Source organism: Paenibacillus allorhizoplanae, from assembly GCF_927798215.1.
GTDB lineage: Bacteria > Bacillota > Bacilli > Paenibacillales > NBRC-103111 > Paenibacillus_E > Paenibacillus_E allorhizoplanae.
Window position 1 is genome coordinate 105,411 of record NZ_CAKMMW010000017.1, and the last position, 20,430, is coordinate 125,840.

Here is a 20,430-nt window from a genome sequence, read left to right on the forward strand (position 1 = left end):
AATTAGCTGTAGTTTATCCAGTTAGTCCAGCACAACTGGCAGGATCCCTAGACCCGCGCGACCACTTCGCGGCGCGCGCAACAAAAAATCCCTGGTCCACCGACCAGGGATTCCGCTCTAACCTACTGCTGCGCGAAGCCCACCGCAGCCAAAAACCGTCCGAACGCCGCTTGCCCGGCTTCGTCTCTCTTGAAGACGCCTGCGTCGAGCAGGACGTCCATGAACTTGCTGCCGACCTCGGTCTGCAGCACCGCATTCGCCGCGTCAGCCGTCAGCGACGCGCCGTGCTTCGCGAGCAGCGCCGCGATCCAATCCGCATGCTTATGCAGCGGATGGCTAGGATCGCTCGTCTCGCGGCCGATCTCGGCTTCGCCGGTGAGCAGCTTGGCGATAGCCGCCAGTTCCTCTTGCAGGCGGCCTGGCAGCACCGCCAGCCCCATAACCTCGATCAAGCCGATGTTCTCCTTCTTGATGTGGTGCAAGTGCTGATGCGGATGGAAAATCCCATCCGGATGCTCAGCGCTGGTGCGATTGTTCCGCAGCACCAGATCAAGCTCGTACTCGCCGCGCGCATTGTTGCGGGCGATCGGGGTGATCGTGTTATGCGGGATCCGCTGTCCGTCCTTCTCGCTGAACGCGAGGACCTCCGCTTCCGCATCACTGTAAGCACGCCAGTCGTCGAGCAGCTTGCTCGCCAGCTTGTACAGCTGCTGCTTGTTGTGCCCGCTTAGGCGCAGCACCGACATCGGCCACTTCACGATAGCGGCCTTCACACCGGCAAAATCCGCATGTGAGAATGCTTTCTCACTTGGCGCTTTTTCCATCGGGAACTTGTGACGTCCCCCTTGGAAGTGATCGTGGTTCAGAATCGATCCCCCAACGATCGGCAGATCCGCATTCGACCCGATGAAGTAATGTGGGAACTGTTCGATGAAGTCCAGCAAACGGTAGAACGTATTTGCTGTAGTTTTCATCGGGATATGTTTCTCATGGAAGATGATGCTGTGCTCGTTATAATACACGTAAGGTGAGTACTGTAGGTACCACTTCTCACTATCCAACTCAAGCGGGATGACGCGCAGATTCTGTCTAGCCGGGTGATTCACGCGGCCTGCATAGCCTAGATTGTCTACGCAAAGAAGACATAGGGGGTAGCTGCTTTGTGGCAGCGTTTTGAGCAGCGCAATTTCCTTCGGATCCTTCTCCGGTTTAGAGAGGTTGATTGTAATTTCCAAATCCCCGTAAGCTGTTTCCGCAAGCCAGTAAGCATTCTTCGCAATACGATCCATACGAATATAGTTAGAATCAATGGATTGCTTGTAGAAATAAGCCGTCGCCGCTTCCACACTCTGCGTTTTCGCGATCTTCCAGAATTCACTTACCACCTCGGAAGGACGAGGCATCATGAGTCCCATAATGCGTGCGTCCAACAAATCGCGGTATGTCATCGTGTTCTCTTCCAGTAGTCCCGCTTCCCAAGCTGCATCCAGCAGCTCTTCCAGCAGACCAACCGGGCTGTTCAATTTCTCCGCAGGTACTTCCCCTTGGAAAGGCTCCGCCAGTCCGAACAAATCCAGCAAAGCATTGCGTGACGTATAGACGTCCAGCTGTTCGATCAACCCATTCTGGGTAGCGAATTGCAGAAGTCTTTCTATCGTTAACGCTGCAGATTGCGGCGTTTGTAATGTGCGTTCCATGTCTGCCACTTCCCTTTCTTGTCTAACACAACGACCCCAACTCATATTTTCCAAAACGCTACTCAAGTACCAACCATTGGATAAGTCCAGTGTATCGTTCCTAAAACACACCAAAAAGTGATTGGATTGGACAAATCCACTCAAAGTCGCTAAAACCAGGCTTTTCGGCCCCTTTTCCAGCCTCTTGAATGGATAAATCCAATAGGATGTTTGTATTTTAGCTTTCAAACGTAGATTCTACTGTATTTATCCAATGAAGAAGACTTATAAGGCGAGTTCGTATCGTTGGTTGGTTTGCTTAAACGTTCACTTCAGCCGCGTACCCCTTCGGGTGCTTCTGGTGCCAGTTCCACGCGCTATCAATGATCGCTTCCAAGGAATCCAAAGCTGGCTTCCAGCCGAGCTCCGCTCTTGCGCGCTCCGAGGAGGCAATCAGCGTCGCCGGGTCGCCCGCTCTACGAGGCTCAACAACCGCAGGGATTGCATGGCCTGTTACTTTGCGCGCGATGTCGATTACTTGCTTCACGGAGAAGCCCGTGCCGTTGCCTAGGTTGTAGATGTTGCTGTCCGCACCACCGCGCAGCTTCTCTACCGCAAGCACGTGCGCGCTCGCTAGATCGCTAACGTGAATGTAGTCACGAACACAAGTGCCGTCTTCTGTCGCATAATCCTCGCCGAAAATCGAGATGTGCGCTCGTTGACCCAACGCTACCTGCAAAATAATCGGAATCAGATGCGTTTCCGGGCTGTGGTCTTCACCGATTTTACCGCCAGCATGGGCGCCAGCTGCATTGAAGTAGCGCAGCGACACATATTTGATACCATGCGCAGTATCGAACCACTTCATCATTTTTTCCATCGCCAGCTTCGTCTCGCCGTACGTATTCGTTGGCAAGGTACGATCGCTTTCAAGGATCGGGATGTTCTCAGGCTCGCCATACGTGGCAGCCGTCGAGGAGAATACGATGCGTTTCACGCCGTATTGCGTCATTTTTTCAAGTAAGCAAAGGGTTCCATACACGTTATTATGGTAATATTTCGCCGGATTGGTCATGCTCTCACCAACGAGGGAATTCGCTGCAAAATGAATAATGGCATCGATATTATTTTCTGTAAAAACTGTATCCATGAACTCGCCGTCGCGCAGATCGCCAACGTAAAGCTTACCGCCAAGCACCGCATCTTTGTGACCTTGTTGCAAATTGTCGACGATAACGACTTCTTCACCTTTGGCCAGAAGCTCTGCTACCGCATGTGATCCAATATATCCTGCTCCACCTGTAACTAGAATTGCCATTTTACAACGCCTCCTCAAGTTGCTCTACACCATTGCCAATATCGCAAACATAGAAGCTTGGTGTAAGCCCTGTAATGCCCGTATACTCTGCGCCTACTTGGTCGATGAACGTCTGAACACTGTCTTCATGCACCAAGGAAACCGTACAACCACCGAAGCCTGCGCCCGTCATCCGAGCACCGAGTACACCCGGCACCTTCAACGCCGCTGCAACCATGGTATCAAGCTCCAAGCCTGTTACTTCATACAAATCGCGAAGGGAATCGTGGGAACCGATCATCAGCTTACCGAAGGACTCCAGGTCATTCTTCTCAAGTACTTCGATGGATTTCAAAACACGATCAATCTCTTCCACAACATGCTCCGCTCTGCGGCGAACCGTTTCGTCTGGGATCAGGTGTTTATATTCGTTAAACTGCTCAAGGTTCAGTTGACCAAGCAGTGTGATGTCTAGGAATTGCTTTTGCAAGTAGGTAACCGCCTGCTCACATTGGCTTCTTCTCTCATTGTAAGCGGAGTCGACGAGACCTCTGCGTTTGTTCGTGTTGCCGATCACAAGCTTATAGCTGCCGCTTTGAAAAGGAACATGACGATACTCCAGCGTATCGCACATCAAGAGGATTGCGTTGTCTTTCTTGCCATTCGCTACAGCGAATTGGTCCATGATGCCGCAATTTACGCCAACGAATTGGTTTTCTGTTTCTTGTGCGAGCAGCGCGATTTTGACGGTATCGATTGGGTATTTTTCTAGTGTCAGTAAGCTAAAAGCTGTAACGACCTCGATCGAAGCTGAGGAAGAAAGCCCTGCACCATTTGGAATTTCACCGTGGAACAAAAGATCATAACCTTTCGTCACTGGGAATCCTGCTTTCGCTAAGTGAACGAAGATGCCTTTCGGATAATTGATCCAATCATCCTCTTCTTGGTAGGACAAGTTGTCTATGGAAATTTGTTTGCGAAGTGCCAAATTCGTAGATGCAAAGCCGATCACGCGATCTTGTCTTGGACGAATGATCAAGGTCGTTCCGAATGTCAAAGCTGCCGGGAATACATAACCGCCGTTGTAATCCGTATGCTCGCCGATCAAATTCACTCGACCAGGAGCGTGAAATGCTGATATTTTCGCAGCTGTTTCTCCGTAAATTTCAATAAACGTGTCTTTAAGAGCTTGCAAATCTGCCATGTGTGGCACCGCCTTTAGTTGTATTAGTATGTTTGCTTGGTTGTTGTTCGAAATGTGTTATGTGTAAGTTTGTAGCTTAAGTATAAGAGATATGCCATGGATTGGCTATGGAGGCATGTTATTTCAACATGGAAAAATGTGATTTACCGATTCCGTTTCGTGTTAGATGTATGATACAGTGGAAGGAACGAATGGACTTCGAACGGAGATGAGAAAACGCCATGTATAAGCCAGAGAGCTATTATGTCGTATCGAACCCCCTTCCTGCTGGGGAGAGCGATTTCACGGTGTTATTCGCAGGAGAAAGCCAAACCAAACCTGAGCATCGACTTGGACCGAAAGTATATGACTACTACTTAATTCATTATGTCATATCGGGTCGTGGCGTATTCTCCTCACATGGAGAAGAGTATGCCATTGGCGCTGGCGACAGCTTCGTCATTGAGCCGGAACAACTAATCAGCTACGTCTCTGATGAGTTGGATCCGTGGCATTATTGTTGGATCGCCTTTACAGGCGCTCAGGCAGCGAAGCTCGTTGGTGAGGCGGGCCTCACGCCCGCGAACCCCATCATCCATATTGCACGCAACCGGCATATGCCTGTGCTTTTTCGCCAGATCCAGCTCGCGCTCAAATCCAAGAAATCCAACGCGCAGCTCAAAGCGACGGGCTACCTTAACTTGTTGCTCGGCGAGTACTGTGAAGCCATGTCTGCCCCTGTGGCCACAGGACTGGTCACCGAAGACGAGAGCGACCGCATCGTGCAGCAGGCGATTCACTACTTGTCCACGCAATATGCGGAGCCCATTACGATTGAAATGATGGCTGAGAGCCTGGGCTATAATCGCGCCTATCTATCGCGTATGTTCAAGCGGCACACCAAGGTGACGCCGGTAACGTTCCTGCTCAAGCTGCGCGTGGACAAAGCACGGCTGCTGCTGCGGGAGCGACTAGAGCTCACGATTGAGCAGATCGCAGCATCCGTAGGCTTCTATGACCCGCTGTACTTCTCTAAGCAGTTCAGGCGTTGGTATGGCGTCTCGCCGAGCGAGTATCGGAGTCAGATCAAATCTCTCTGATAGGAATGAATAAATTTCTTTCTAAACAAAAATAGATGCCTGATTTTCGGCTATGCCCTCTGATAGGACATTATATAATTTAGATATAAATGATGAAACAGGGTGTGCATATGATACGTGATGATGAACATAAGCAAGAATATTATAGAGCGCTAGTGGACAAAAAGTCAGAGTATGAAGGTGTATTCTACGTAGGGGTTAAAACAACCGGCGTATTTTGCCGTCCGACTTGTCCAGCGAGAAAACCAAAGTATGAAAACTGTGAGTTTTATGCAACATCGAAAGAGGCGCTTTTGGCCTCCTTTCGGCCCTGTCAACGATGTCGTCCACTCTCGCATCCGAATCAAGTCTCAGAGCTTGTAACGCAGCTTGTTGAAGCCGTTGAGAATAACCCTGAAAAGCGATGGAAAGAGCAAGACTTCAAAGCTCTCTCTGTAGATGAATCCACGGCACGCCGTCAATTCAAAAAACGATTCGGAATGACCTTTGTTGAGTATGCACGTGCACGTCGCATGGGACTGGCCTTGAAGAACATTCGATCAGGCGAAAAGATTATTGATACACAGTTAGCATCCGGTTATGATTCTAGCAGCGGCTTTAGAGATGCCTTCTCGCGCATCATGGGTGCTTCACCTACCTTGTTAGAAGATAGCAAAGTATTGAAAGCAGCTTGGCTGGATACTCGGCTTGGCCCCATGATTGCCATCGGAGATGAGAGCAAGCTCTATCTGTTAGAATTTGTTGATCGCAGAGGACTCGAACTGGAAGTCGAACGGCTTAGAAAAAGAACGAAATCAGCTATAATCCCTGGTCTCACAGAGCCAATTCAGTCGATCGAAAAGGAACTGACACAATATTTCGAAGGTACCCTAACTGAGTTTAAGACCCCACTCTTTTTAATGGGATCACCTTTTCAGAAAAGCGTTTGGGAGCAATTAATACAAATACCTTCCGGGGAAACCCGTTCCTATGCCGACATTGCCATTTCACTAGGTAAACCAACGGCCTATCGCGCAGTAGCCAAGGCTAATGGTGCCAATCAATTGGCCATTGTGATTCCCTGTCACCGTGTGATTAACTCCAATGGCGAGTTGGGCGGTTATGGCGGCGGATTAACGCGCAAAAAGTGGTTGCTGTCTCATGAAAAATAATAAAACAGCGGCGCCACGGACTCTATTTTCTCGTCCATGGCGCCGCTGTTTCTTTGATTATGTTCATCTAACCCACTTTATTTCTCTTGAGCATTTGCTGCCAAATACGTGATAATAGCTTGATTAACCTGCGCCAACCTGCTCTCGGCAGTTTCCAAAAGCGTCTCTAGCAACCCAACTGAACCTTGATGGATCGCTGTTTGAAGCTCATCAGCCGTATGACTGAGCGGCGTTGCTCCAATGTTGGAAGCCACGCCTTTCAGCGTATGAGCAAGCATCAGCGCTTCGGGATAGTCTATGTTCATGATCGCCTCTCGTATCTCATCTATGGCGTTCGCGTGATTCGCTGTAAACTTGTGCAAAATCCGCTCGTAGAGGTTCGCATTTTGTCCCAAGCGCCCTAGTGCCTCCGCCGCGTTCAAGGCAGGCAGCGCCTCGATTTGCTTCGCTGCTGCGACTTCAGCATACCCTCTCCCACGTGAGCTCTGAATGGTTCGTTGTAAGACGCTAAATAGCTGAATAGGTTCAAACGGCTTGGAAATATACGCATCCATGCCCGCTTCTACGACCTGCTCCTTGACTCCCTGCATAGCATCAGCAGTCATCGCGATAATCGGCGTCTCTTGATCAAAATCCCTAATATTTCTCGTCGCCTCAAAGCCGTCCATGAGCGGCATCTGCAAATCCATCAAAATGGCATCATACCGCTTAGTCGCTACCCGTTTCAACGCTTCGATGCCATTCTCCGCTACGTCTACATGAATGTCCATCTCCTGAAGAATGGCCTGCGCCACCTGTTGGTTAATTTCATTGTCTTCCACTAGCAAGACCTCCGTGTTACGGAGCATGTGCAATTTCTTGATTTCACTCTCACCCTGTGGTGATGTAATCTTCATCTGTAGCTGCTCTTGGAACAAGTTCGTTATTTGGTTATATAATTGAGACTGGCTCATTGGATAGTAGAGCACTTTCTTCACGGACGCCGACTGGGATTTCAACTGAAGCTCCGATTCATGATACGAACTGATCAGTACGATCACTTGCACAGGTGTCGCATATTCCAGCTTTATTTTCTCCGCCAAGGCGTGCGCCTTCTCACCCTGAAGCTTCCAATCAATCATAACCAGATCATATCGGCCGCTGGAACTAATTTGTTCCAATGCGCTTTGAGCGGAATCTACGTCATTAACAATGAATTGGAACTGTTCCAGTTGACTCTTCAGAACAAGGCGCATTTCTTCGTCATCGCAAATGAGAAGCACACGCAGGAATTTTAAATAGGAAGCTACTGGTGCACTGAATAAGTGCTCAGAGCCTACTTCGAACCTTACGGTGAAGATGAAGGAACTCCCCCTCCCCAGCTCGCTCTCGACATGAATCTCCCCTTGCATCAACTCTACGATACTCTTGCTGATCACTAGACCAAGACCTGTTCCCCCATATTTGCGGGTCGTTGACATATCAGCTTGTGTGAATCCGTGGAACAATAATGCTTGCTGCGCAGGTGTCATCCCAATGCCTGTATCTCTTACTTCGAAGCGAAGTGAAACCCCACTGTCATCTTGTGAAGAAACATTTACCGCAATCGTAATTTCACCTGCATCCGTAAATTTCAAAGCGTTATTCACCAAATTAAGTAAAACTTGATTCAATCGGAACGGATCACCATTCAAGACTTGAGGAACTTCATGGTGGATGGAGAAATGCAGCTTTAACCCCTTCTCATACAGTGAAAATCCAATGATATTCGATATATTGCTCATAATTTCATACAAATCAAAATCGATACACTCCAGCACAATCTTCTTTGCTTCAATTTTCGAGAAATCGAGAATGTCACTGATGATCGTCAGCAAGCTTTTGGCCGAAAGAACCGTCTTCCCGACGTAATCCTTCTGCCGCTCCGTGAGATCCGTTTGCTGCAGCAAATAATTCAATCCGAGGATAGCATTCATCGGTGTGCGGATTTCATGGCTCATATTCGCCAGAAATTCACTCTTTGCCCGGTTAGCGGATTCAGCGGACTCTTTAGCGTCAGCAAGAAGCAGATTCTTGTTTTCCAGCTCAGATGTACGTTCCTCCACCAAAACTTCAAGATGGTCTTTGTACTGATTCAGCGTCTCTTCGGCCTGCTTACGTTCGGTAATATCGACACCTGCAAAGATAACGCCGCCCACTTCGCCGGTTTCTGTCCAAATCAAGTTATTGCTCCACCCGTAAAGGCGCTCTTCACCTAATTTATCTACGATGAGCGATTCAAAATAGTCCGACAAAGCTTCGCCATCCATGAATTCTTGGTAGCGCTCTTTCCGCATTTCAAAAAGATGCTTAGGCCCACATACTTCAAACCAATCCTTACCTAAGGCATCCTTTTCCTCATAACCTAGCACTGAGTAACCCTTACGGTTCAACATGTCAATTCTGCCATCTCGGTCCAAAACGACAATCATGACATCAATGAGATCGAGATAGCTCTGGGCCTTCTCTTTCTCCTTCATCAACTTCTGTTCGCCTTTCCTCCGCACGGATCGAGTCTGCAAGGCAAGAGCAACCCCAATGGCAATCGCCACGATGGTGAAAATGCTCGCCATCCAAAGTACTAACTCACGCTGATTGGATGTGCGATCTACATCCCTTTGGGTCCCCATCAAATTGTAATCAATCCACTTCTGTAAGCTTGCATCAGCTTGCTCTCGACTCGGTGTGAGCATGTCCAACAAGCTCTTCCCCCTGATATAATCACCAGATTGGACGGCATCGATGATAAGCTGGCCCTTCTGCAAGTAAGCTATGGTTTTATCCGACACGTCCAAATAAATCTGTTTTTCACTCTCCGAGTTAATGAAAGATTCATAGCTGTGATACTTCTCATCAAACTGTCCACGGATGTTCTGATAAGAGGTAATTACGGTAAGAAGAGCATTCTTATCCGTTTCGAGCAACATTTTATGCAAAAGAACTCTTTCCTGTGTAATGAGCTCTTGCATCTCTACAATTCTAGCAATACTAGGCATCCAATTCGTTTTGACATGGTCAAGGGTCCCCTTCAGAGCAAACATCTGATAGAAGTTCGTTCCAATAACTGCTATTAATAAAGCAATGATGATGATAAAAGTCCACATTGACTTCATCAAAGTAATCGCTTTCATTTTGTATCCACCCCTCTTAGCCGATTATAACATAATGTCCATGTTTCTAGTGAAAAAGGCCAATCAGAATCCCCTGATTGACCTCCTAAATACCTAGCAATTTATGTGAATTCATCTGATTAGACCTACAATTAGCGAGTTTTAAATCTAGAAAGCGATTCTTGCAATTCTTGCGCCATTTGGCTTAAATCCTCCGCAGAGGCAGATATTTCTTCCATAGCCGCGAGTTGCTTCTCAGAGCCTTTCGAGATGCCTTGACCATGCTCATGAGACGCTTTCGTCATATAGACAATTTCACTCATGGATGCCGATACTTCTTCTGTTCCTGCCGACATTTCCTGCGAAGCTGCGGACACCTCTTGGATTTGGTCCGAAATTTCCTCGAACGCAACCGTCACGCGATTAAAGACCTGACCTGCTGCATCAATGAGCTCGGATCCTTTCTCCACGTCCTTCACACCATTGTTCATCGCTTGTACCGCTCTCGACGTCGATGACTGCACCTCACGAATCAGCTCAGAAATATCCTTCGCCGACGAGGAAGACTGCTCAGCAAGCTTCTTCACTTCATTTGCTACTACCGCGAAACCGCGACCTTGCTCACCTGCACGCGCCGCCTCAATCGAGGCATTCAACGATAGCAGTTGGGTTTGGTTCGTAATTTCGGTAATGACCGAAACGATTTCCCCAATCTTTTGCGAATAGGCTTCAAGTGCTCTCATATCTTCGGCCGATTTGCCAACCGATTCATTAATGAACTTCATCTGTTCAACGGCTTGCGTGATAGCAACACGGCCTTGCTGCACTTCCATCATCGACGTATGGGAGGCTTCCGTCACAACTGAGGAAGATTCGGCAATCCGCTGAACGCCTACTGCCATTTCACCCATCGCAATCGACGTTTGCTCGGCCCCCATCAGTTGACCCTCACTCGCATTGAATACCTCTTGCATAGACTCGACGATGCGATTGGAAATGCCAACAGATTCCGTCGCCGCAGCCGTTAGCTCCTCCGATGATGCACCTAGCTGCTCTGCGGTAAAACTGGCTTTACTGACGATATCCGAGAAGGAATCTAACATCAGATTCATATTCTCAGCTAGTTGTCCAAGTTCATCACTGCGATTGATCGTAAGTCGTGGGGTCAAGTCCCCCGCCGCCATCTTCTTCACAGCTTCCGTAATCGCCAGCACTGGTTTCGTTGTCGCCGTGGATACCAGCAGCGCAATAGCAGCTACAACAATCGTCGTGATCACGGCCAGCCATATGGATACATGCGTTGCCGTTGTTACGGCTCCGAATACTTCATCGTCCACCACATTTGTAATTAAGCGCCAGCCAGTTGATGGAATCGTATCGAAGCTGATTTCTCTCGCCACACCATCATCACCTGTAAAATTGATCGTCCCGCTTTTTTCTTTCAAAACTGTTTCTTGTAATTTCGCTGCTTCCGACTTCGGAAGCACATCCGCTATATTTTTTCCAGCTAGTTCTTTGCTCGGATACGTCAACAGTCCACCACTAGGGGACATTAAATATCCATAGCCAGTTTCGCCTAACTGAATCGTATCGGTGTATACATTGAGGTTACTCGTCGTAAGAGGAGTGAAAATCCCGCCAATAAAATTCTGCTTATCATCGAGCATCGGGACAAATAAAACAATGATGTTATTCCCACTTGTCTTACTGACGAGGAGATCCGTACTCACCGGCTGCTTCGTTTGTTTGGCTTGCTTGATGTAATCACGGTCGGATACAGAAATTTTCTGTCCTGCTGACGTTAGCGCCATTTCATCTTTATTCACATAAACGTACTGTTCGACGTCTTTGTTGACTTGTTCGAATTTGAGGAGTGTTTTGATGATTTCCTTCTCATTCCCACTTTTGATCTCCTCATACTTCAGCATTTCTTTCAGAATGGAGATTTGACGCTGAATGGAGTAGTCAATGGCTGTAACATTCGCTTTCAGAATACTCTCTTCCTTGGAGTGAACTTCATCATTCACCACATTTTTTAAATAGTAGGATGAAAAAACGGTACTAAATAACATCGGTACCAACGCAATAACTAGAAACATAATCGTCATTCTTGCTCTGAACGAAGTAAAGGAGACTGCCTTCACCCACCCTTGTACATTTATTCCTCGTTGCGTATTCATTTTCTCTTACTCCTCCTATGTGCTAATTGCTTCTCTTTATTTGGTCACACCAAATTTGTCCCCATCAAAAACTGGTATTTAAGAAATTCAGACTCCCTTCGACATTTTCCTTCAAAATACGACATTAACAGGTTGACTGCTTCTCCCTAACTTTTCGTATCCAGCTATCACTACAATTTTAAGGCTCTACCTACCAAATAACTGGAAAAACTCCATCTGTATTTCCTTTTTATCGCCCCAAATTCAATCTAAATGGAAAATAGGTAGTTAATTCTTACAGAAACGCCCCAATTGACAATTCAGCTCCGAAATAACTGTATTATTTACAGTTAATCGAAATAAATTGAGCATTAGCGATAAATTAGCTGTATGAAATCCAGTTATTCTATTCGGGTTGTACGAGGTTCTGGTTCTGGTTCCTCGACCTACTTAATTGGCAAAAAAAAGCACCATCGCAGGATTACTCCCATGATGGTGCTTCTTCATCAATCTATCTCTTACCTGGATCGTACGGCTCACCCAGTGCGGACGGTGCTTTCGCGCGGCCCACGGCTCCTGCCAATACCAGGATTGTCAGTACGTATGGCAGCATGTAGAGGAATTCCTGCGGAATGTTTTTGGAGAAATCGAACAACCGCATGAAATTGTTGAGCGCTTGCGCCATTCCGAAGAATACCGCGGCGCCCAATGCGCCAAATGGATGCCATTTGCCGAAAATCATCGCGGCCATCGCAATAAAGCCTTGACCCGAGATCGTGTTATGCGAGAACGCACTCGTTGTCGTTAGCGTGATCGTTGCCCCGCCGAGACCGCCGAGCAGACCGCTGATCAGTACAGCGAGATAACGGATACGTTTTACTTTAATCCCAACCGTATCCGCGGCACTCGGATGCTCACCCACGGCACGCAGGCGTAGGCCGAACGGTGTTTTGAACAACACATACCACGTCACGAAAACTAGAATTAACGCAATATACGTTGTCGGATAAGCTGTAAAGAGTGCATACCCGATATAAGGAATCTTGGAGAGAAGCGGAATTTCCCATTTGGAGAATACATCATTCAGGGTTTCGGTTTGACCCGCGCCATTGAACAATACTTTCACCAAGTACAACGTTACGCCCGCTGCCAAGAAGTTGATCACAACACCACTGATAACTTGATTAGCTTTGAACGAAATCGTCGCAACCGCATGAATCAAGGCGAAGATCAGAGCGAATAGCAGCGCGCACAAGAGTCCAATCCACGGGGACCAGACGCCCATGTTCGCCTCTTCCGCATAGTAAGCGCCAACCGCGGAAGCGAATGCGCCGGATACCATTAGACCCTCGATACCGATATTGACGATACCGGAACGCTCCGAGTAAATACCGCCTAAAGCCCCGAAGATTAGCGCTGTGGAATACACCAGCGTTGTATTAATAAGTTCACTGAATTTCGTGAAGAACGCGTTAAGCATACTGAGCAGGTCCATATTACGAAGCCCTCTCTTTCTTGCGTTTGCCGTAGAACGGGATCAGTACCCATTTGACAATACCTTGGGTAGCAACGAAGAAAATCACCGATCCGATGACAATACGGATAATTTCTGGTGGTACATCTGCACCAAAGCTCATCCCCGCAGATCCATAAGATAAGCCGCCGAAAAGGACAGCGCCCAGCACAACGCCTATCGGATTGTTGGCCCCAAGCAAGGATACCGCGATACCGTCAAACCCATACCCCGGCGTGCCTGCCGCAACGACCTGATAATGGAATACACCGAGAACCTCGAATACGCCAGCAAGTCCAGCAAATACTCCAGAGATAAACATCGCCTTGATGATGTTCTTATTCACGTTCATGCCCGCATACTTAGCGGCATCGATATTATGTCCTACGGCACGCAGTTCGTAGCCTTGCTTCGTTTTCCAAAGAATCAAGTAGAAGACGACCGCGGCCAGAATGGCAATTAAGGTTCCCCAGTGAAGCCTCGCATGATTCATCGCATCTGACAACCAACCTATACTGAGTGATGCTGAATCTTGAATCATATAAGAACGCTGCTGCTTTGGCTCAAGTAAGAACGTGTTCACGATATAGTTGGACAGGAACAAGGAAATCCAGTTCAACATGATCGTGGTAATGACCTCGTTCACACCGCGCTTTGCTTTTAAATAACCTGCAATAGCTCCCCATAGTCCACCGATCAACGCGCCGACAATTACCGCAAGGGGAGCATGGATGATCCATGGCAGACCATGGATTTTGACACCAATAAAGGTAGCCCCCGTCATCCCCATCACGAACTGCCCTTCCGCACCAATATTGAACAACCCTGTACGGAAAGCGAAGGCAACCGATAATCCGGTTAAAATAAGTGGCGTAATCGCCCGAATCGACTCCCCGATATCGTACGGACTTCCCAAAATCCGAGAGAACAGTGACCCATACGCAGCAATCGGATTGTAACCGCCAGCCAGCATGACAAGCGCTCCGAATAGCAGCCCCAGCACGATCGCTACAAGAGGATTGACTGCTGATTCACTTGTAAAAACGCGAACAATTTTATTCATGAAGGGCTCCTTTCTCCGTACGCTTACTGCCCGCCATCAGCAGACCGATCTCCTGATCGTTCGTATCCTGCGGCATCACTTCGCCCACAATCTGTCCTTCGTAGATAACGGCAATCCGATCGGAAACATTCATAATTTCATCCAACTCAAAAGAAATCAACAGAACGGCTTTCCCTTTGTTCCGCTGCTCAATCAGCATCCGATGAACGAATTCAATCGCACCAACATCCAAACCACGCGTCGGCTGCGCCGCAATCAACAAATTGGGATTCTTATGTATCTCTCTTGCAATAATCGCCTTTTGCTGATTACCCCCAGATAAGGAGCGTGCCTTGTTGTAAATACTCGGTGTGCGCACATCGAACTGCTTAATCAACGCCTCCGCATGCTTATCGATGACGTCATAATTCAAGAAGCCGCCTTTGTTATACGCAGGGTGGAAATATGTTTCGAGCACCATATTTTCACTCATTGTAAAATCAAGCACCAACCCGTGTTTATGCCGATCTTCAGGAATATGTGACAATCCAGCCTCCGAAATTTCTCTCGGCGTCTGGTTCGTAATATCGCTGCCCATGAGCAGCACTTTCCCGCCATCTACGGTACGCAAGCCCGTCAATGCTTCGATCAATTCACTCTGACCGTTGCCATCTACACCCGCGATACCAAGAATTTCCCCAGCCTTCACTTCAAAATTAAGCCCTTTGAGCGAGGCTAATCCTTGTTGATTACGCACCATTAAATCTTGCACCTGGAGAACAGGCTCCCCAAGTTTTACGGCTTCCTTGTTCACTTTAAAAGAGACATCGCGTCCAACCATTTTCTCGGCCAGTATTTGCGGATTCGCTTGTGCGCATGCCAAGGTATCAATCACTTTACCACGACGAATAATCGTCACTGTATCGGCGATCTCCATAATTTCTTTCAACTTATGTGTAATGAGAATAATGGACTTGCCCTCTTTTACAAGGTTACGCATTATGACCATCAATTCACTAATCTCTTGCGGCGTTAGTACAGCTGTAGGCTCATCAAAAATTAAAATATCGGCGCCACGATACAGCGTTTTCAATATTTCGACACGCTGCTGCATACCGACTGAAATATCTTCAATTTTGGCTTTTGGATCCACACGTAAACCATATTGCTCAGATAGCTTGCGCACTTTATCTTGCGCTGTTCGAATATCCACATTCATACCACGTTTGGGTTCCATCCCCAAAATGATATTTTCAGTTACTGTAAACGGTTGTACCAACTTGAAATGTTGATGCACCATCCCGATGCCAAGCTCAATCGCTCGATTCGGACTGTCGATAAAAACCTCGTTGCCTTGTACATGAATACTACCTTCGTCCGGCTGATATAAACCGAAAACAATGTTCATCAGTGTTGATTTTCCTGCACCATTCTCACCAAGCAAGGCATGAATTTCGCCTTTTCTCAACTTCAGGCTAATAGCATCATTAGCAACAATGCCTGGAAAACGTTTCGTAATGTTGCGTAGTTCAACAACTGGGACTGCTTCACTCATAAGATCACCCTAATGATCAATTTTTTGTTCTTTGTTTCCCATTAAAACTAAAGAACAAGGCTAGTTAGTATAACTAGCCTTGTTTGTACAGAAGCAAACCTATCGTTCTTACCAAGTAAACGTCAGTTCGACGCTTATGGTTTTTCAGGAACTTTGATTTCGCCGCTAATAATTTTGGCTTTGTACTCGTCAACTTTTTTCAAGATGTCAGCAGAAACGTTTTTCTTGGATGTTTCCGGAAGGCCTACACCATCGTCTTTCAGACCCAACGTAACAACTTTACCACCTTGGAATTTACCTGAAATAACATCTTTGGATACACGAAGCACCGCAGAGTCAACACGTTTCAACATGGACGTCAATGTAACTTCGTCGCCAAACTCAAGGGATTGGTCTTTATCTACACCGATAACCCATACTTTTTTACCGTTTTTCGCGCGATCTTTCGCTTCGTTGAATACACCGTTACCTGTGGATCCAGCTGCGTGGAAAATGATATCAGCGCCATCGTTATAGATCGTTGCTGCTGCTGCTTTACCAAGATCAGGCTTGTCGAAAGCACCCGTATAGTTGATTTGAATCTTAGCATCAGGTTTTACTGCTTTAACGCCAGCTACGAAACCAGCTTCGAAACGTTTGATAACCGGGATGTCGATCCCACCAACGAAACCAATTTTATTTGTTTTTGTTGTAAGACCTGCTACCACACCAACAAGGTAAGCACCTTCTTGTTCGGAGAAAGTAACGGATTCTACGTTAGGAGCTTCTACAACGTTATCAATGATCGCAAGTTTCGCGTTCGGGTTTTGAGTTGCTACTGTTTTAAGTGCATCACCCATCAAGAAACCAATACCCCAAGTCAGGTTGTAGCCGTCTTTAACGAATTGATTCAAGTTCGGCGTGTAGTCAGCGTCGCTCTTGCTCTCAAGGTTTTTTACGTTAGCACTTGTTTGTTTTTTCAGAAGCGTCAAGCCTTCCCAAGCACTTTGGTTAAAGGACTTGTCGTTAACCCCGCCGATATCTGTAACCATACCGATTTTGAAGTCTTTGCCTGTATTGTCGCTAGCTACAGCACTTGCTGCTGGTGATGCGGATGAACCCGTTTTTGTTTCTTCTTTTTTGGCACAACCGGAAATCACTAATGCAGAAACGGTTACAGTCATCAGAACTGTTGAAAAAATCTTCTTCATCGATTTTACCCCCATCGTATCATCTTTTAATTGAAACTATGAAGCCCACACTGTAGGTTGACCAAATTCAGTTAAATTATGTAAGTTGACTTCAAATTAAGTGTATCATTTTGATTCCAAACAGAGAAGCAAATCTATCAACGATTCACGTAATTCGTCATGTCACACAAGTTAACATGTCCATTTTGTTTTTGCCGACAATATAGGTTCTAAGCCCCAATTATTGATTATACAACCAGTGGTTAATAAAATCTAGATTGCTCTATGTTAATTTTTTGAACATCTTCCGCAAAAAAAAGCCTCCTCTAGATGAGAAGGTTAAATAACTTAGGATCCTTATTAATTTCGATATAGCCATAATCTTTACGGGAAAGGCGTTCAATCAGACCTTCATAGTCGTCTTTGTTTTTGAGCTCAATTCCTACCAGTGCCGGTGCATCGTCACGATTATTCTTCTTCGTATACTCAAAACGCGTGATGTCATCGGACGGTCCTAGCACTTCCTCCAAAAATTCACGCAAAGCCCCTGCACGTTGCGGGAAGTTCAAGATGAAGTAATGCTTCAAACCCTCGTATACAAGGGATCTCTCTTTGATTTGCTGCATCCGATCAATATCATTGTTTCCACCGCTGATGATACAGACAACGTTCTTGCCACGAATTTGTTCGCGGTACGCATCCAGCGCTGCCACTGGAAGCGCCCCTGCAGGCTCAATAACAATCGCGTTGCTATTGTAGAGCTCCAGAATGGTTGTACACTCTTTGCCGGAAGGAATGATGACGATATCCTCTAGCTTCTCTTTGCAAATGTCAAAAGTCATCTCACCCACTTGAGCTACGGCTGCACCGTCAACAAACTTCTCAATAGAAGGTAACTTAACGACCGCGCCTTGTTTCAGTGCTTCCGTCATGCTGGCTGCGCCTTCTGGTTCTGCGCCAATAATGCGCGTCCGCGGTGAAACGCTCGCCACATAGGTCGCAACTCCGGCAGCTAGTCCACCTCCGCCAATCGTCGCGAAGATGAAATCCGGTGTTTCCGGCATTTGATTCATGATTTCCAAGCCAACAGTCCCTTGGCCCGCAATCGTACGCACATCATCGAACGGGTGGATGAACACTTTATTCTCCTTCAGGCAGTAGGCCTTGGCTTGGGTCGAAGAATCATCGAAGGAATCGCCAACAAGGATGACTTCCACGAACGAGCCTCCGAACAGCTTTACTTGCGAAATCTTCTGACGCGGTGTCGTAGTCGGCATGAAGATCTTGCCCTCAATGCCTAGCTGCTTACAAGAATAAGCTACACCCTGTGCATGGTTGCCTGCACTCGCACACACAACCCCTGCTGCGCGTTCCGCTTCCGTTAAGCTTTGGATCACATTGTAAGCTCCGCGAATCTTGAACGAACGGACAATTTGCATATCTTCACGTTTGAGATAAACGTTACATTCATACTGGCTAGAGAGCAGCTCATTGCGTTGCAGCGGGGATGGTTCGATCACCTTGCTGAGCACATGATTGGCTCTAATAATATCTTCCAAACCCACTTTACCAGATACAACCATCTTCTCGAACACCCTTTCTTTGTTGAAGCTTCCATTAAGTTTTAACATGTATTGTAACATATGTGGTGCGTTCTGTACGCAAATATCGTAGGCAGCAAGCTTAAACAACAAAAGCCGCCCCTCGTAGTCAATTGACCTTGAGGAGCGGCTCATTTATACGTCTAACCCGAAGTGATTAATGACCGACCATCATTGGAATTTCAGCCGCATTCCCGGACTCGCCTTCAATCTTCTTAGGCTTCTGCAGCATCAAACCAAGCAGACCTCCAAGAATGGCGATACCAAGCAAAATGAGGAACGTATATCCAAACGCGGAGGCATATAAGCCTACATCTGGCTTTTGTGCGCCTGACTCAACCATTAGATCCTTGAATTTCGTACTGAAAATCGTCATCAAGATGGCAATAGCGAAGGACATCATGACTTGCTGCGCCGCGTTCGTCAAGGACGTCACACGACCAACCAAATTCTGAGGTGCCGATTGAATTAAGTGATTGTTCAGCGGCATCATGAAGAGTCCCATACCCGCGCCCAGAAGCGTAAGCGGCAGCATAACCGTGCCTACACCAGAATCACCAGAAATATTGGAAAGCAACAAGGCCGAAATCGTTGTAAGAACCATCCCCGCAATAACGAGCGGACGAGCACCGAAACGGTCGGACAGCTTTCCACCGATTGGCATGAACAACCCGGAAGCCAAAGCTTGAGGAAGCATGATCAATCCTGTTTTCAATGGGCTGTAACCATGTGCTTGTTGCAGGAATAGAGGGACAAGGAACATCGTACCGAACATCGCAATCTGTGAAATCCACTGCACGATAATCCCTTTCGTGAAGTTCCCTGAACGGAATACGCGAAGCTCCAAAAGTGGATTCTTCTGTTTCAATTCAACAATAATGAAGAGGATTAGTGCAATGACACCAACACCAGAACCGATCAGCGTATCTGCATCTGTCCATGTGGATTTCCCCGTAATTGGATCAATACCACCATTGGAAACACCATAAACCAGTGCCGCGAAAGCTAAAGGCCCTAACAACATACCCAACAAATCTAGAGAAGCAACGCTTTGACGCTGCATATTTGGCAATGTACGAATACCTAAAATAATACCAATAACACCAATAGGCAAATTAATAAGGAAAATCCACTGCCAGCTGTGATACTCAACTAACCAACCTGCAACGACAGGACCAAGAGCAGGACCCAGTAGGATCGGAATCCCCATCATCCCCATAACAGCCCCTACTTTACCCGGAGGAGATAGACGATAAATGAATGCCATCGCAATCGGCACGACGACACCGCCGCCTAGGCCTTGAATGATACGGTAAGTAATCAACATTTCAACCGAATTCGCAAGCGCACATAGACCAGAGCCTATTGTGAAGAGACCTACTGAAATCAGGAAAATCTTCTTGGCACCGAAACGATCCGATAACCAACCTGCCAATGGAATAACCGCGGCTTGTGCTAAGGCATAACCAATGACCGTCCATTGAACGAGTGATAAATTGAGCAGATTGAATTCTTCTTGCAGCTTAGGAAGCGCAACGTTGACCGCTGTTCCGTCCAAAATAACCATAAAAATACCTACGACAATCGCTATCAGCGGTCCCAATATGCTGCGCATTGAAAACGGAGCTTCTGCTTCTTTCGATGTTGCTTGTGAAGACATGTAATCCCTCCATCCGATTAATTTCTCTCTTTTGTCTATCGTTGACCGTATATAGTATACCCTGTACAATACAATAGTGGCAGACATACACGAACATCAATAACTCTCGTTGTAAACGGACAAATGTCCGTTTACATTTCTGATGCTAACAGAACTTCCGTTTCCTTGTCAATACGAACACAATAAATTCACATCT

13 protein-coding genes are annotated in these 20,430 nt (G+C 47.0%); 2 read left to right on the forward strand and 11 right to left on the reverse strand.

Features of this window, described 5'->3' with window-relative positions:
• Positions 1 to 122 precede the first annotated feature (122 nt).
• The 3 genes from L6I86_RS23980 to L6I86_RS23990 all read right to left on the reverse strand — a co-directional run bounded on the left by L6I86_RS23980 (position 123) and on the right by L6I86_RS23990 (position 4,177).
• Positions 123 to 1,697 (reverse strand): UDP-glucose--hexose-1-phosphate uridylyltransferase, encoded by a 1,575-nt coding sequence (locus L6I86_RS23980; RefSeq protein ID WP_236291005.1) that lies wholly within the window; start codon positions 1,695 to 1,697, stop codon positions 123 to 125.
• Between the two features lie 298 nt (positions 1,698 to 1,995).
• On the reverse strand, positions 1,996 to 2,994 hold the full coding sequence (galE, locus tag L6I86_RS23985) for a UDP-glucose 4-epimerase GalE (protein ID WP_236290942.1): 999 nt from the start codon (positions 2,992 to 2,994) through the stop codon (positions 1,996 to 1,998).
• 1 nt (position 2,995) lies between these two features.
• Positions 2,996 to 4,177 (reverse strand): galactokinase, encoded by a 1,182-nt coding sequence (locus L6I86_RS23990; protein WP_236290943.1) that lies wholly within the window; start codon positions 4,175 to 4,177, stop codon positions 2,996 to 2,998.
• A gap of 221 nt (positions 4,178 to 4,398) precedes the next feature.
• Here L6I86_RS23990 and L6I86_RS23995 point away from each other — a divergent pair, with 221 nt between their 5' ends.
• Both L6I86_RS23995 and L6I86_RS24000 read left to right on the forward strand, forming a co-directional pair.
• Positions 4,399 to 5,256, forward strand: a complete 858-nt coding sequence (locus L6I86_RS23995) for an AraC family transcriptional regulator (protein ID WP_236290944.1) — start codon at positions 4,399 to 4,401, stop codon at positions 5,254 to 5,256.
• A 110-nt stretch (positions 5,257 to 5,366) separates the two neighbouring features.
• Positions 5,367 to 6,407, forward strand: a complete 1,041-nt coding sequence (locus tag L6I86_RS24000) for a bifunctional transcriptional activator/DNA repair enzyme AdaA (protein ID WP_236290945.1) — start codon at positions 5,367 to 5,369, stop codon at positions 6,405 to 6,407.
• 77 nt (positions 6,408 to 6,484) lie between these two features.
• Here the strand turns inward: L6I86_RS24000 and L6I86_RS24005 are convergent, their stop codons facing one another.
• The 8 genes from L6I86_RS24005 to L6I86_RS24040 form a co-directional block, all read right to left on the reverse strand.
• Entirely contained in the window at positions 6,485 to 9,556 is a 3,072-nt protein-coding gene (locus tag L6I86_RS24005; RefSeq protein WP_236290946.1) for a response regulator, read from the reverse strand.
• Between the two features lie 131 nt (positions 9,557 to 9,687).
• Entirely contained in the window at positions 9,688 to 11,715 is a 2,028-nt protein-coding gene (locus L6I86_RS24010) for a methyl-accepting chemotaxis protein (RefSeq protein ID WP_236290947.1), read from the reverse strand.
• Between the two features lie 490 nt (positions 11,716 to 12,205).
• Positions 12,206 to 13,189 (reverse strand): ABC transporter permease, encoded by a 984-nt coding sequence (locus L6I86_RS24015; protein ID WP_236290948.1) that lies wholly within the window; start codon positions 13,187 to 13,189, stop codon positions 12,206 to 12,208.
• Position 13,190: 1 nt separating this feature from the next.
• Positions 13,191 to 14,270 carry an ABC transporter permease gene (locus L6I86_RS24020; protein ID WP_236290949.1) on the reverse strand — a complete coding sequence of 360 codons (1,080 nt, stop codon included), beginning with the start codon at positions 14,268 to 14,270 and terminating at the stop codon, positions 13,191 to 13,193.
• Positions 14,263 to 15,804 (reverse strand): ABC transporter ATP-binding protein, encoded by a 1,542-nt coding sequence (locus L6I86_RS24025; protein ID WP_236290950.1) that lies wholly within the window; start codon positions 15,802 to 15,804, stop codon positions 14,263 to 14,265. The genes L6I86_RS24020 and L6I86_RS24025 overlap by 8 nt, the downstream gene beginning before the upstream one ends.
• A 134-nt stretch (positions 15,805 to 15,938) precedes the next feature.
• On the reverse strand, positions 15,939 to 16,994 hold the full coding sequence (locus L6I86_RS24030; RefSeq protein ID WP_236290951.1) for a BMP family lipoprotein: 1,056 nt from the start codon (positions 16,992 to 16,994) through the stop codon (positions 15,939 to 15,941).
• Between the two features lie 305 nt (positions 16,995 to 17,299).
• Positions 17,300 to 18,556 (reverse strand): threonine ammonia-lyase IlvA, encoded by a 1,257-nt coding sequence (ilvA, locus tag L6I86_RS24035; protein ID WP_056622168.1) that lies wholly within the window; start codon positions 18,554 to 18,556, stop codon positions 17,300 to 17,302.
• 175 nt (positions 18,557 to 18,731) lie between these two features.
• Positions 18,732 to 20,234 (reverse strand): DHA2 family efflux MFS transporter permease subunit, encoded by a 1,503-nt coding sequence (locus L6I86_RS24040; RefSeq protein WP_236290952.1) that lies wholly within the window; start codon positions 20,232 to 20,234, stop codon positions 18,732 to 18,734.
• Between the last annotated feature and the right edge of the window lie 196 nt (positions 20,235 to 20,430).

Excerpts from the sequence above, each read along its gene's own strand:
- L6I86_RS23980 (WP_236291005.1), bottom strand. The coding sequence starts at position 1,697 with ATGGAACGCACATTACAAACGCCGCAATCTGCAGCGTTAACGATAGAA.
- galE (WP_236290942.1), bottom strand. The coding sequence starts at position 2,994 with ATGGCAATTCTAGTTACAGGTGGAGCAGGATATATTGGATCACATGCG.
- L6I86_RS23990 (WP_236290943.1), bottom strand. The coding sequence starts at position 4,177 with ATGGCAGATTTGCAAGCTCTTAAAGACACGTTTATTGAAATTTACGGA.
- L6I86_RS23995 (WP_236290944.1), top strand. The coding sequence starts at position 4,399 with ATGTATAAGCCAGAGAGCTATTATGTCGTATCGAACCCCCTTCCTGCT.
- L6I86_RS24000 (WP_236290945.1), top strand. The coding sequence starts at position 5,367 with ATGATACGTGATGATGAACATAAGCAAGAATATTATAGAGCGCTAGTG.
- L6I86_RS24005 (WP_236290946.1), bottom strand. The coding sequence starts at position 9,556 with ATGAAAGCGATTACTTTGATGAAGTCAATGTGGACTTTTATCATCATC.
- L6I86_RS24010 (WP_236290947.1), bottom strand. The coding sequence starts at position 11,715 with ATGAATACGCAACGAGGAATAAATGTACAAGGGTGGGTGAAGGCAGTC.
- L6I86_RS24015 (WP_236290948.1), bottom strand. The coding sequence starts at position 13,189 with ATGGACCTGCTCAGTATGCTTAACGCGTTCTTCACGAAATTCAGTGAA.
- L6I86_RS24020 (WP_236290949.1), bottom strand. The coding sequence starts at position 14,270 with ATGAATAAAATTGTTCGCGTTTTTACAAGTGAATCAGCAGTCAATCCT.
- L6I86_RS24025 (WP_236290950.1), bottom strand. The coding sequence starts at position 15,804 with ATGAGTGAAGCAGTCCCAGTTGTTGAACTACGCAACATTACGAAACGT.
- L6I86_RS24030 (WP_236290951.1), bottom strand. The coding sequence starts at position 16,994 with ATGAAGAAGATTTTTTCAACAGTTCTGATGACTGTAACCGTTTCTGCA.
- ilvA (WP_056622168.1), bottom strand. The coding sequence starts at position 18,556 with ATGGTTGTATCTGGTAAAGTGGGTTTGGAAGATATTATTAGAGCCAAT.
- L6I86_RS24040 (WP_236290952.1), bottom strand. The coding sequence starts at position 20,234 with ATGTCTTCACAAGCAACATCGAAAGAAGCAGAAGCTCCGTTTTCAATG.